General features: G+C 68.8%; 10 protein-coding genes. All 10 read right to left on the minus strand.

Going from position 1 to position 13,005, the window contains the following annotated elements; genetic code table 11:
* Positions 1-3 precede the first annotated feature (3 nt).
* The 10 genes from FBY21_RS04950 to FBY21_RS04995 all read right to left on the minus strand — a co-directional run bounded on the left by FBY21_RS04950 (position 4) and on the right by FBY21_RS04995 (position 13,005).
* Entirely contained in the window at positions 4-936 is a 933-nt protein-coding gene (locus tag FBY21_RS04950) for a hypothetical protein (RefSeq protein ID WP_142009101.1), read from the minus strand.
* 73 nt (positions 937-1,009) lie between these two features.
* The gene (locus tag FBY21_RS04955) at positions 1,010-3,361 is read right to left on the minus strand and encodes a hypothetical protein (protein ID WP_142009103.1); all 2,352 of its coding nucleotides are present in this window, start codon (positions 3,359-3,361) and stop codon (positions 1,010-1,012) included.
* Between the two features lie 12 nt (positions 3,362-3,373).
* A complete protein-coding gene (locus tag FBY21_RS04960; protein WP_142009105.1) occupies positions 3,374-4,522 on the minus strand; it encodes a hypothetical protein in 1,149 nt (382 codons plus the stop codon).
* Positions 4,492-5,937 (minus strand): alkaline phosphatase family protein, encoded by a 1,446-nt coding sequence (locus FBY21_RS04965; RefSeq protein ID WP_142009108.1) that lies wholly within the window; start codon positions 5,935-5,937, stop codon positions 4,492-4,494. The genes FBY21_RS04960 and FBY21_RS04965 overlap by 31 nt, the downstream gene beginning before the upstream one ends.
* Positions 5,930-7,147 carry a metabolite traffic protein EboE gene (gene eboE, locus FBY21_RS04970; RefSeq protein WP_142009110.1) on the minus strand — a complete coding sequence of 406 codons (1,218 nt, stop codon included), beginning with the start codon at positions 7,145-7,147 and terminating at the stop codon, positions 5,930-5,932. Before eboE ends, FBY21_RS04965 begins: the two co-directional genes overlap by 8 nt.
* A complete protein-coding gene (locus tag FBY21_RS04975) occupies positions 7,144-8,028 on the minus strand; it encodes a TatD family hydrolase (protein ID WP_074971691.1) in 885 nt (294 codons plus the stop codon). Before FBY21_RS04975 ends, eboE begins: the two co-directional genes overlap by 4 nt.
* A gap of 28 nt (positions 8,029-8,056) precedes the next feature.
* Positions 8,057-8,806, minus strand: a complete 750-nt coding sequence (locus FBY21_RS04980) for an EboA domain-containing protein (protein WP_139233660.1) — start codon at positions 8,804-8,806, stop codon at positions 8,057-8,059.
* 5 nt (positions 8,807-8,811) lie between these two features.
* Entirely contained in the window at positions 8,812-9,696 is an 885-nt protein-coding gene (locus tag FBY21_RS04985; protein ID WP_142016265.1) for a UbiA family prenyltransferase, read from the minus strand.
* Entirely contained in the window at positions 9,696-11,573 is a 1,878-nt protein-coding gene (locus tag FBY21_RS04990; protein WP_142009113.1) for a 3-dehydroquinate synthase, read from the minus strand. Before FBY21_RS04990 ends, FBY21_RS04985 begins: the two co-directional genes overlap by 1 nt.
* A 472-nt stretch (positions 11,574-12,045) precedes the next feature.
* Positions 12,046-13,005: an aldo/keto reductase gene (locus FBY21_RS04995; RefSeq protein ID WP_142009115.1), complete on the minus strand. Its 960-nt coding sequence runs from the start codon at positions 13,003-13,005 to the stop codon at positions 12,046-12,048.

The raw sequence follows: 13,005 nt of genomic DNA on the forward strand, positions 1-13,005 counted from the left end.
CGATCAGGGCTGCATGGATTTCAGCTGGTTCCACTGCGCCTTGGCCCCGTTGGCCTGGGGCGCCGGCGGGTTGAACAGCTGGCAGGGCTCGGGGTTGACCGGGCACTTCTTGGCCACCTGGTCCCAGGTCTTGGCCGGGTCGGGCTTCTCGATGCGGAAGTTCACGTAGTTCTGGCTGACGATGGGTGCGTTGGCGACGCTGGCGTCCCCTGAGAAGTAGAACGATTGCGGGTGGCGGAACAGCGGCTGGCCCGGTGCTGCGCGGGTGGCGTCCTTGTAGAAGGCGTAGCCGAACAGGATCGGCCCCTGGGGCGACTGCACGTCCAGCGCATAGGCCTGCACGCTGCCGCCCAGGTTCTGGCTGCGGGTCGGGCTGTAGGGCAGGTGCTGGACGAAGTCCTGCCGCGCCGGGTGGTTCATCGGCGAGAAGGAGCAGCACTCGGGCATGGTCTTGGGCCGGTCCTCGTAGGTGAGGAAGTAGGCCTTGTTGCCCAGGGAAACGAAGGAGCAGGTGTAGTTGTTGTCCTTGATCGGGAAGATCGGCAGGCAGTACTTCTCGTAGTGCTCCATCATCGCGCCGTAGCCGTCACCATCGGCGGGGATGTAGGTGGTGTCGTAGTAGCTGGTGCCCTTGGAGACGGTGTAGTCGGCCGGTTTCAGGGTGCTGGGCGGGTTGCTGTAGGGCGGCGGGTTCTTCTCGTAGTTCTGGGTGACGCGGAACATGGTCCAGTCACTGACCCAGGTGGCAGGGAAGAACGGGTCGCTGGGCTCGCCGGGCTTGCGCTCGGCGATGCAGTTGCCGTTGCTGGCGTCGCAGCCGAGGGTGTTGTGCACGCCGTTGGTGAAGAACACGTCGCCTTCGTCATCGGCGGCGAGGGCGGGTTGGCCGAGCAGTGCGAGGGGCAGCAGCCAGGCGAGCAGTCGGGTTTTCTTCATGGGGACTCTCCTTCGTAACGGCAGGGCGGGCGAGCGGTGCCGGCCCGCCTGCGGGTTCCAGGTCAACGACGGTTCAGGTCAGGGGCCGGGGCGGGTAGTTGAGCTTCACCAGCTCGTTGGCCCAGCGTTCCAGCACCGCACGCCGGCTCTGCGGCAGGTCGCGGGTGATGGGCATGGCAAGGGTGCTTTCCTCCTGGTAGGGCTTGCTGACCAGGCGGATCAACTGGTCGATGGCGCCCTCGATGCGCTGCAGGGAATTCAGCGGCATGTACTTGTCCATGATCGGGTAGAGGTAATAGAACGGCTCGAAGATGCGCGGGTAGATGAAGCCCTCCCAGATCAGCACCCGTGCGTCCGTCTGCTTGCACACCTGGTTCCAGGCCGTGACGAACTCGTCCATCAGCCCGGGCTCGTCCGGCAGCACCCGCAAGGGCGCGAGGAAGTCGGTGTAAGCCTCCATGTAATCGAAGCTGAAGGGCACCGCAGGCGCCGCACCGGGGCCGTCCTGGACGAAGAAGCGCAGGGTCGGGAAGCCGGCGGCGATGGCCTTGACCGTCACCTGGGCGATGCCGTTCGCGTCGGTGGTGATCTGGGTGAGGCTGTAGTCCACCCTGGCGCCGTTATCCAGCACGCCGGAACGCGGGATGGACGGGATGAACTGCAGGCAGGGTGCCAGGCTGAGACCGGCCGGGGTTTTCAGGTAGGTCTGGTAGCGGATGGGTACGAAATCATCCTCCGGGGCATCGTCAGTGGCACGCAGGCTGCGCCCACTGCCCTCGTTGATCACGGCCCCCGGTGCCTGGGTACCGAGAAACTGCGGCATACCCGGTTTGTTGTCCTTGCGGTGGGTGGGGTGGTCCTTGATCAGGGTGAAGTCGATGTCGTTGCTGAACGCCAGGTAGTAGTTGCTGGTGGTCAGCATGAAGGGGTTGTTGTACTCCGCCACCCACAGGGTGGTTCCGGCTGGGGCGGGCAGGCCGTCGTACTGCACCATGATCTGCAGGGTGCGGGTGTCCCCGACGTCGATGAAGGTGCCGCTCTCGATCACCTCGGCGGTCCACATCTGCTGCTGGGCGGCGAGCATCGGGCTGCTGCCCTGGGTCTGCAGGGCCAGGGTGCCGACCTCGGTCTTGGACACGGCATCCGTCACCGGCAGGTCCACCAGGCCTGCACGCTTGTCGAAGGCGGCCTGGGCGTACTGGGCGAAAGTCAGGTCGGCCAGGGGCTGGAACTCGCCGTTCTGCTGGATGCCGACCTGGAAATCACCCAGTTGCAGCTTCTCGCACTCCGGTACCGTGTTTTGGCTGTTCGGCAGGGGGGCGAAGGGGAAACCGGTGCCCAGGTCCAGTGACAGCAGGTCGCCCTGGGCCTGGGCGGAGATCACCCCCAGCGCGATCGTCGGAGGGGCACCGGGATTGCCTGGGATGGGCTCCAAGATGGGGACCTTGGTGGCCGGCCCCAGCCGGCGACCGGCCGGGGCGGTGGGGTACTCATCGGCGAACCACAGGCCCAGCACGCCCGCCGTGCGGCTGTAGGCGGGGTTGAGGACAATGTCGGCCACGTTGTCGAGGCCGGCCTGGTAGATGCCGTGAAGCGCCTCAAGGGCTTTAAGGCTGTTACTGCGCGTGTTGACTGGCGGGTAGTCGTTGAAGATGCCGTTACGGTCGTAGTAGGTCAGGTAGGTGGTGAAGCGGAACATCAGCCCCTGGGCGTTCTGCGCCTCCATCTGTTGCTGCAGGGCCTTGAGCAGGGCCGAGTCGCCCAGTTGCCACTGCAGGTTCTCGCGGGGGAAGCAGGTCTGCCAGGCGGTGGTGACGGTGTTCAGGCCCTGCACGGCCCCCCAGTTGAAGTTGAGGAAACGGTCGAGCATGCGGTAGGCGCGGGTGGCCGTCAGCCCGCAGGTGGCGTCGCCCAGCACCAGGCGGTCGAAGTACAGCGCGGTGAAGGTGTTCTGCCAGGGGCTGATGTCGACGAAGCGCGCCGGGGTGGGCTTGTCGCTGCCGAAAGGGTTGCCCAGCAACTGGTAGCCCGTGCCCACGATGGGGTCCTGCTCGATGTAGCTGTTGGCCTGCAGCTCGCCGCCGATGATCAGCGAGCGGATGTCGTTGTAGTCCACGGTACCGCAGGCGTTGTCGCCGAACAGGTCCCATTCAGCCGGCATCATCGGGTAGCCGTTGGGGCTCCCGTTGCCCGGCACCTGCAGCACGTAGTCCGGGACCTGGTCATAGGGCAGCGCACTGATGATCCAGGGCAGGAGTTTCGTGCGGGCGTTCTCGGGATGGATCCCGTAGTGCGACAGGAACGGCCAGTTCAGGTCCATCTTCACGGCGTCGTAGAGCGGGAGGACGTCGTTGTTGTTGGCCGTGGGCGGGTTCCAGAAGAAATGCCCGTTCATGTAGAGCCGTGGGAAGTTCAAGACGCTCATGGTTCGTCCTCCTTAACGTTTCCACTGGGCGCGCTTGAGCGACCAGACGTAGTCCAGCTGGTTGTAGCCGGCGAAGGCGCTCTCCGGCAGCGGCTCCACGGGGTAGGCGATGCCGTCCTGGGACGGCAGGGCGAAGTTGAAGTAGCCCTTCTTCGCCGAATAGGCCGCCGTGCCATGGCAGGCCAGGCATGAGGACTGGCTCTGGAAGGCCGATTCCAGCTGCGAGTTGGCCAGCAGCTTGGGCTCGCCGCCGGCGATGTACTGCACGCCGATCAGCTCGTACTGGCCCAGCGCGGCGTACTGCGGCTGGAACTGGGCGTTGGCGGCCTGGGCCGCCGGGGTCGGGCCGGTGCTGTTGGTCATCGGCTTGGGCGGGATGTCGTTGGTGACGGTGTACTTGCTGTTGTTGCGGTTCTCGAAGGTGGTCCAGACCCAGTCGGGGGTGAGCTTGTTGATCACGTGCATGCCGCTGAGGGCGGCGTAGCCCACCTCGTACTGGCTGCCGTTCTTCAGGTAGTAGGCCTGGGCGATGTAGTAGCCGTCGTTCTCCAGGGTCTTGCGGAAGGTGGCGTCGGTGCCGATCCAGATCCACGCCGTCTTCACCTCCCAGGCGTTGGCGGGGAAGGCCAGGTTGGCGGTCAGCGCGGCCTGGCCGTCGACGTTGTAGACCTGCTTGTCGACGATGTAGTCGAAGGTGCCCTGGCCCATCAGCAGCTGGAAGCGCACCGGCTTGCCTTTCTGCGCCGCCGGTACCTGGCCGCCCATTTCCAGCACCAGGCCGTCCACCTGCTGGATGCTGTCGAGGTTGTGGAAGGTGGCCTTGGTGTCCAGGCCCAGTTGCTCGGCCTGTTTCAGCACCGTGGTGGGGGTGGGTTCGCGCTCGTTGTAGGGCAGCGGCTTGCCGCCGTTGGGCAGGAACACCTGGTCGGTGGGCTTGAGGCCCTCCCAGACACGGCTGGTGCTGCCCTTGACTTCGGGCTGGTTGAGGCAGACGAACCAGTTCCAGGCGGTGACTTCCGGTGCGCCGGTGAACTGCGTTCGCAGGGCATCGGCATGGCCGCCGTAGTCGAAGAAACCGGTGCAGTCGAAGGAGGGTTGGCTCTGGGCCTGGGCCGAACCGGCCAGGATGCTCAGGACTGCAAGGGAGAGGGCTCGTTGCATGGGGTCTCCTTGGCCGAAGCCTTGTCGAGAGAGCGATGCCCCAGGAAGTACTGCAGGAGCAGGTGTTTTACCGAGGTGACCGGCAGGCGGTCCGGTAAGGGGAGGTCGCAATCGGTGATCAGCAGCGGCCCATCCTGGTCGCTGGCGGGAAGACGGCCGTGGCTCCCGCGCACCAGGCGGGTGTCCAGGGGGATCAGGTCCATGTAGTAGCGGAAGCCGAGCAGCTTCTGCGCCAGGCGCCGCGCCACCCGCAGGCGCGGGAAGGCGATGGCGGGGTCGACGAACAGTTCCAGCGGGTCGTAGCCGGGCTTGCGGTGGATGTCCACGGTGCGGGCGAAGTCCGGCGCGAGGCGGTCGTCGAACCAGTAGTAGTAATCGAACCAGTAGCCGGGCGCGGCCATGGCCACCAGGTCGCCGGCGCGGGGGTGGTCCAGCTGCCAGGCGCGCTGCTCGTCACGGTCCAGCACCCGCTCGATGCCCGGCTGGCGCGCCAGCAGCGCCTTGACCCGGCGCAGCTCGCGGGGCTCGCGCACGTAGACGTGGGCCACCTGGTGGTCGGCCACGGCGAAGGCCGCGCTGGCGCCGGGGTCGAGCAGCTCCCAGCTCAGCGAGCGGCGCACCTGCAGCCAGCCTTCGGCCCGCAGCAGGCGGTTGATGGAGATGGACTGCTGCACCGGCTCGATGCCGTACTCGGACACCAGCATCACCGCGGCGTCCTGGGTGCGGGCGAAGTCCAGCAGGCGGCCCACCTCGGCGTCGATGGCGCGCACCTGGGCACCGATCTCCGGGTGGCGTGGGCCGAGGCGCTGCAGGTCGTAGTCCAGATGGGGCAGGTAGACCAGTTGCAGGTGCGGCCGGTTGAGGTCGAACTCGGCCATGGCGCAGTCGACGATCCAGCGGCTGGAGCCGATGCCGGCCATCGGGCCCCAGAAGCTGTGGAAGGGGAAGGTGCCGATGCGCTGCTCGATCTCCGCGTGCAGCGAGGCGGGGGACGAGTAGAGGCCGAACACCTTGCGCCCGTCGGCGGGGTAATGGGGGCGTGGGGTGATGGAGGCGCTGACGTCGGCGTACATGTTGTACCACCAGAACAGCTGGCTGCAGCGGAACTCCGGCCACTGGCGGGCGATGGCCTGCCAGACCTTCTCGCCCTGGACCAGGGCGTTGGGCTGCAGCCAGAAGCGCACCTCGGCCTGGTCGCGGAAGTACCAGCCATTGCCGACGATGCCGTGCCCCGACGGCGGCAGGCCGGTGAGCATGGAGGCCTGCACGCTGGTGGTGACGGCCGGGAACACCGGTTGCAGGCCGGCCATGCGCCCGCGCTTGAGCAGGGCGTTGATGTGCGGGGTGTTATCGCCGAGCAGGGACGGGGTCAGCCCGACCACGTCCACCAGCAGCAGGGGCCTGGGATCAGCCATGGCGCACCGCCCGCCGGCGCAGGGCCGGGCCGAAGCGCGAGACCAGCTGGTCATCGACCCAGGCCAGTTCCGCGGCGATGCCCTGGGCCAGGGCGGTTTCGCTGGCCGGGCGCAGGGCCTCGGGCAGCACGTTCCAGCTGTAGGTTTCCACCTCCAGCACCGGGTGCAGCCCGGGGTGCGCGGCCAGGGTGTCGAAGACGGCATGCAGGGCCGCCTGGGTGCCGTGCAGCTCCGGCCACTGGAAGCGCTCGGTGAACAGCGGCACGTGGAAGTGCACGCGCAGCTCCACGCAGGCGTGCAGCGCCGGGTCGGCCAGGGCCTGGGGCAGGTCGGCCCAGCTGCTCAGCCCGCCGTCGTGGCGGCGGCCCTTCACCTGGTGCAGGTAGACGCCTTCGGCGAAGCCGGCCAGCCGCTCCAGGGCCAGGGCACGGGCGCGTGCCTGGATCGGCAGCTGGCAGGCGAGGGCGTTGGAGAGCTGGATCTTGCCCACCGGGATACCGGCCTGGTGCAGCTGCACCAGGGATTCGCCCACCTCCTCGAACAGCACCGCCTGGTGGCACACGTCGACGCACAGCGCCAGGTAGCGCCAGTTCGGGTCCGTGTCGCGCCAGCGGGTGAAGAACGCCAGGGCCTCCTCGGTGCGCTCCAGCACGCAGTCCGGCTCCATCTCCAGGCACACGCGGATGTGCTTGCCGGTGCGCTGGCGCAGCTCGGCCAGGCCTCGGGTGAGCTGGCGCAGGCGGTTCTCCGCGTGCTGCTGGCGGGCCGGCGTCCAATGCGCGCGGTAGCCCAGGGGCACGCTGGAGATGACGCCCTGGCTGCAGTCCTCCGGCAGGGCCTCGGCCAGCAGCTCCGCCAGTTGCAGGCTGTAGGCCAGGCGCCGGGGATCGGCCCAGTCGGGCTGGTACACCTCGGCCTTGACCGCCGCACCGTGGAAGCGCCCGAAGGGGAAGCCGTTCAGCGAGGTCAGGCGCAGCCCGCAACGCCGCAGCAGGGCGAGGAAGGCGCGGCGGCGGGCCGGCACCTGCAGTTCGCTGGCAGCGTGGGCGCTGATCCACAGGCCGCTGTCCTGTTCGGCCAGGCCGCGCTGCCGGCGCACCGCCTGGAACGGCCCGGAGATGGAGGCACAGAGTGCCTCCAGGTCATGGGCCGGGTGGACGTTGCCGCAGTAACCCAGTTGCGCTGGGGTCCATCCCATCGCGCCGTTCATTTCACCACCGGTTCCTGGCCGCGCAGGGCCGAGTTTTCCTGCCAGAGACGGCGTTGATCGATGGGCAGCAGGCTGCCGACTTCGGCCTTGTCCAGCTGGCCGCTCTGGGCGAAGAAGTCCACCGGGTTGTCGAACAGCACCTGCTCCACCTGGGCCTCGCTGAAGCCGGCCTGGCGCATGGCTTCGCCGGTCTTGGGCACCTTCAGCGGGTCGCTGACGCCCCAGTCGGCGGCGCTGTTGACCACCATCTTCTCGGTGCCGTACTGCTGCAGCAGCGCCACCATGCGCTGCTCGGACATCTTGGTGTTGGGGTAGATGGAGTGCCCGCGCCAGCAGTCGCTCTCCATTACCAGGGGCAGGGTCAGCTCGTTGAGGTGGTCGATCAGCACCAGGTGTTCGGGGACGCCTACCTCGCGGATCACCGAGAGGGTGCGGCGGGTGCCGCCGATCTTGTCGCGGTGCGGGGTGTGCACCAGCACCGGCAGGTTGAAGCGCTTGGCCAGGTCCAGCTGGCGGGCGAAGAAGTGCTCCTCCTCGGGGGTGATGTCGTCGTAGCCGATCTCGCCGACGCCCACCACGCCTTCCTTGACCAGGTAGCGCGGGAGGATGTCCAGCACCTCGTTGGCCAGGGCCATGTTGTTGGCCTCCTTGGGGTTGAGGCCGATGGTGCAGAAGTGGTGGATGCCGAACATGCTGGCGCGGAAGCGCTCCCAGCCCACCAGGGTGTCGAAGTAGTCGATGAAGCTGCCCAGGCTGGTACGGGCCTGGCCCTGCCAGAAGGCCGGCTCGATGACGCCGGTGATGCCGGCATCGGCCATGTTCTGGTAGTCGTCGGTGGTGCGGCTGACCATGTGGATGTGCGGGTCGAAGTACCTGGGCATGGGGGCGTCCTTTCTCGGTGTGCGGGAATCAGGTGCGGGGGAAGTCGGCGGGCAGCCAGCCGGGCGGCAGCCGGCCGGCGCGGGCGTGGGCCTGCAGGTTGGCGATCTGCGCCGGGCTCAGCAGGGGCCAGGCCAGCAGCTGGGCAAGGCCGGGCAGGGCGCTGCGGCCGGCGGCCAGGCGCTCGTTCAACTGGTCCAGCACCAGTTGGTTGAGCGCCCCGTTGCGCCGCGCCTCCAGGCCCTGCACGCGGCGCATGTCCAGCTCCATGGCGACGCCCTTGAGCATCAGCTGGTGGAAGGCGCGCTCGGGGAAGAAGCGGGCGGCGTAGGGGTTGTCCAGGGCCAGGGCGGCGAACACGTCGCTGCTGTTGGTGCGGGTGGCCTGCTGGGCGAGGTCCAGGCAGATGCCGTCGCCGTCGAGCCAGTCCAGGGCCTTGAGCAGGGCGGCCTTCTCCAGGTCGTCGCCCCAGGCGAAGTAGCGCTTCAGCAGCGCTTCGCGGGCGCCTTCGGGCTGGGCTTCCAGTGCCTGGGCCAGCAGCAACGCGCGGCCAAGCTCACCGCGCCGCCAATGCAGGCCCGGCACGTACTGCTCGCCGAGCTGGCGGCGCAGGCGGCCGCTGAGCAGGGCCAGGGTGTCGCCATCGGGGTGTTCGGCCAGGCGCTGGCAGGTCAGCTCCCAGGCCGCTCGCGCGTCATCGTCCAGGGCGGCGACCAGGGCCTGGTGCAGGTCGGCGATCCGTGCGGTGTCGAGGCGCAGGTCGGGCAGGAGGCAGGCCATGTGATTCATGTCGGTTTCACCCAGCGTTGCAGGCGCGGCAGGAGCAGGAACACGCCGATGCAGAGGAGGCTGCCCAGGGGCACGTTGGCCAGCGCCAGGACCATGCCGTCGTACAGCGGCAGCGCACTCAGCCCGGCGCCGATGAAGGCCCGCACGTTGCGCTGGTCGGGGCGTGCCAGGTGCTGGCGGTAGCTCTTGCCCAACCAGCCGAGCCAGAGCAGCAGCATCAGCCAGAACATCAGGCCTTCTCCGCGGAAGGCCAGCAGCAGCGGGCTGAGCATCAGCAGCAGCGGAACCAGGCTGGTGAGCCGGTTGAGGTGCTCCTGCCGGGCCACGTAGGTGAGGCCGCTGATGTAGGTGCCCAGCAGCAGCGCACAGAGCCACAGAGACGCCGACGGGGCGCCGAGGCTGGCGGCGGCCGTAAGGTACAGCGCGACACGGCAGCCGCCCATCAGCCACACGCTGTGCAGGTAGTGCTTGTGCAGCAGGTTGTAGGCCAGGATCAGCCCGGCCAGGGCGGCGGCGCTGGCCAGCAGCCAGAGGGGCTGCATGGCGAGGCGGCTGAGCAGGAGCACGGCCAGGGCCGCCACGCCCAGCAGCCCGGCGCTGGCCAGCAGCACCTGCTGCCGGCTGGCCTGGCCCAGGGCGATGGGGCGCGGGTTCTGGTGCTGGCTGTCCCAGTCGGCGTCGAACAGGTCGTTGAGCAGCATGCCTGCCAGGTACAGCGCGGACCCTGCCGCCAGCAGCAGGAGCCAGCCCAGGGAGGAGGGCGGCGCATAGGGCCCGGACGCGCTGGCGATCAGCGCGGCGGCCAGGACGTTGGTCCAGACCGTGGGCAGGTTGGAGACCCGCCCCAGGGTCAGCCAGGTGTGCAGCGAGCCCTGGGCCATCATGACGGGGCGCCCTCTGCGGGGGCGAAGGCCTGGTGGCCGAACCCGGCGAGGCGTTCGATGGCCTGCTCCATGCGCAGGTCGTCGATCTGGTGCAGGTCCACGGCGTGGCCGATGCGGTCGAGCATGGGGATCGACAGGGCGCCGCCCAGGTGCTGGCGGAAGTCCTCCAGCCCTTGCAGCACCCGCAGCTGGCCCTGTTCATCGCGCAGGGTCAGCTCCGCCGGGGATAGGTCGAAGCCCAGGCTCAGCAGCAGGTGCAGCAGGCGCTCCAGCTCGGAGGTGGGCAGCAGCCCGCTGGCCTGGGCGTAGAGCGCATCCAGGGCCATGCCGACGGCCACCGCTTCGCCGTGGCGGAGCCGGTGGCGGCTGAGTTTCTCCAGCTTGTGGGCGGCCCAGTGGCCGTAGTCCAGCGGCCGGCCGTTGCCGCGCTCGAAGGGGTCGCCGGCGCGGGTGATGTGCTGCAGGTGCAGCTCGGCGCAGCGGTGGATGGCGTGGCGGCTGGGGGCGTGCTCGAAACGGGCGAGGGCGTCGGCGTGCTGCTCCATCCAGGCGAAGAAGGCGGCGTCCTTGATGGCGGCGACCTTCACCGCCTCGGCCAGCCCGGCCAACTGGTCGCGGCGCGGCAGGCTGAGCAGCAGCTGGAAGTCGTTGAGCACCGCATCGGCGGGCTGGAAGGCGCCCAGCAGGTTCTTCTGCTCGAAGGCGTTGATGCCGTTCTTGACGCCGATGCCGGCGTCGTTCTGGGCCAGCACGGTGGTGGGGATGCGCACCAGGCGCACGCCCCGATGGAAGGTGGCGCAGGCGTAGCCGACGCTGTCCAGCAGCGCACCGCCGCCCAGGGCGAGCACGTAGCAATGACGGTCCAGGCCGTGTTCGAGCATCTGCGCGTAGAGCCGCTGCAGCACCTCGGCGGTTTTCGCTGCTTCGCCGGCCGGCACCGGGATGGGCGCGGCCAGCAGGCGCAGGTTCTCGTGGGCCTGCACGTAGCGGGTGATGCGTTCGCCGAGGCCGGGCGCGGCATCGAGCAGGCCCTGGTCGGCGAAGGCCAGCAGCGAGACGGGGCCGCTGCCGCGCTGGGTCAGTTGCTCATGCAGGCAGGGGTTGGCGGGGTCGAACAGGTGGTCGGTGAAGCGCACCGGGTAGTGGTAGGCCACGGTGAAGCGGCCATCCAGGGTTTCGCCGGCCTCGGCGGCACGGGGCTGGCGACGGGCCAGGGCGCCCTTGCCGAGCAGGAACAGTCCGGGCAGGACCATGCTGGCCATCACCGCCCAGAGCAGCACCTGCTCCTCGGCGACGACGCTGCCCAGAGCGCTGTACACCAGCGCCAGGCCGGCGTTGGCCAGGGTGGTGATGACCAGGAAGCGGCGCAACGGGTAGCGCTGCATGCCGGCGGCGAGCACGGAGGTTTCCGCCAGCACCGGCACGCCGCGCAGGCAGATCAGCGACAGGGTGTTGATGCGGTTGGCCAGGCGGCTGGCCTTGTCCCAGTCGGCGAGGTTGAGCCAGCCCGAGAGCAGGCGGATGTAGCCGGCGCCCAGCCAATACCCCAGCAGCGAGCCCAGGCACAGCCCGGTGAAGATCGCCAGGTAGCCGCCGACGGCGCCCAGGGCCGCCACGGCGAGCAGCGAAACCATGCTGGAGGGCACCGGCAGCACCACGTCCAGGGCCAGCAGGGCCACCAGCAGGGCGGCCAGGCCCAGGCTGCGCAGCGGGTCGGTCGCGGTCGGGCCGAGGCCGTCCAGCCATTGCTGCAAGGGGGCTTCGAGCAGCAGGAAGCTGACGATCACCAGGCCCACGAAGAGGGCGAGCGATAGGCAAAGGAATTCCGTACGGCCTCTGCGGGAGAGGACGTGAGTCATCAGGCCACGTTTCATGCGAAGTCCTTGTTCTTATGGCGGATTTCCGTATCCCGTCTGTCTCAAGGCGCGCTGCCGGGCAGCGGATTCAGCGGGGCCGACACACTTCCGGATGGGTCGGTTGGGAGAAGGCTTACCTGTGCTGTGGTTTTGCTATCAACGTAGTCAGCGAAGGGGTATTTGCAAGGCGCGCCCCCAGCCCCGTCCAAGACCGGGAAGGCCCGCACCAGGGCGGTGCGTTGTACGTGTGGGAGGGGCTGAAAGCCACGCCGGGCGAGGGCTTTGCCGCATCTGCGGGCAGGGGCTGCGGCCGTGCATCCAAAGCCTTTGGTTATGGATGCACGGTCTTGTGATGAAGAAAGGCTCTAGCCGGCGGTGCCCGGCGATGCAGGGTTGACGACGGACGAGCCGGTCAAGGCAGCCACTGGGGCCGATACCCTGCTGGCTGTTTTTGGTAGACGGGGCGGTGGGCGCCGCCCCGCCCTCGTCATCAGGCGCCGGGTCGGCTGGCCGCATCGAGCCGGGCCAGGCCCTCGGCGTCCAGGGTGAGCCGGCTTGCCCGCACCAGGCTGGCCAGCTGGGCTTCGCTGGTGGCGCTGGCGATGGGCGCGGTGACCCCCGGCTGGTGGCGCAACCAGGCCAGGGCCACTTCGCCGGGCGCGGCGTCGAGGCGTTCGGCCTCGGCGTCGAGGGCAGCGAGGATGCGCATGCCCCGGTCGTCGAAGTACTTCTCCAGGTCTTCGCGCCGGGCGCTGTCGCCCAGGTCGGCCAGGCGGCGGTATTTCCCGGTGAGGAAGCCGGAGGCGAGGCTGAAGTAGGTGGTCACCACGCAGCCCTGCTCGGCGGCCAGGGGCAGGTCGTCGGCCTCGCAGCGGGCACGGTCGAAGAGGTTGTATTCCACCTGCAGCGCCGAGTAGGCCGGCAACCCGGCGTGGTCGGCGCTGGCCCGCGCCGCGCGCAGTTGCTCCGGGCTGAAATTGGAGGCGCCGATGGCCCGTACCTTGCCGGCGCGGATCAGTTCCTCGTAGGCCCGCAGGGTTTCTTCGTGGGGCGTTTCCGGGTCGGGGTAGTGAGAGAAGTAGAGGTCGATGTAGTCGGTGCGCAGGCGCCGCAGGGAGTCTTCCACGGCCTGGCTGATCCAGTGCCGCGAGAGCCCCCTGCGGGTCGGCGAAAGCTCGGCACCGACCTTGGTGAACAGGGTGATTCGGTCGCGCTCGCCAGGCCGGCTGGCCAGCCAGTTGCCGATGATGCACTCGGACTCGCCGCCGCTGTTGCCGCTGGCCCAGGCGGAGTAGAGGTCGGCGGTGTCGATGCTGGTGAGGCCGGCATCGAGGCTGGCGTCCAGCAGGCGCCGGGAGTGCGCTTCGTCGAGGGTCCAGCCGAACACGTTGCCGCCGAGCACGATCGGGGAGATGGCCAGCGCGCGGGCATGGGTGGGGTGCAGGGACAT

The organism is Pseudomonas sp. SLBN-26 (genome assembly GCF_006715895.1).
Taxonomy (GTDB): domain Bacteria; phylum Pseudomonadota; class Gammaproteobacteria; order Pseudomonadales; family Pseudomonadaceae; genus Metapseudomonas; species Metapseudomonas otitidis.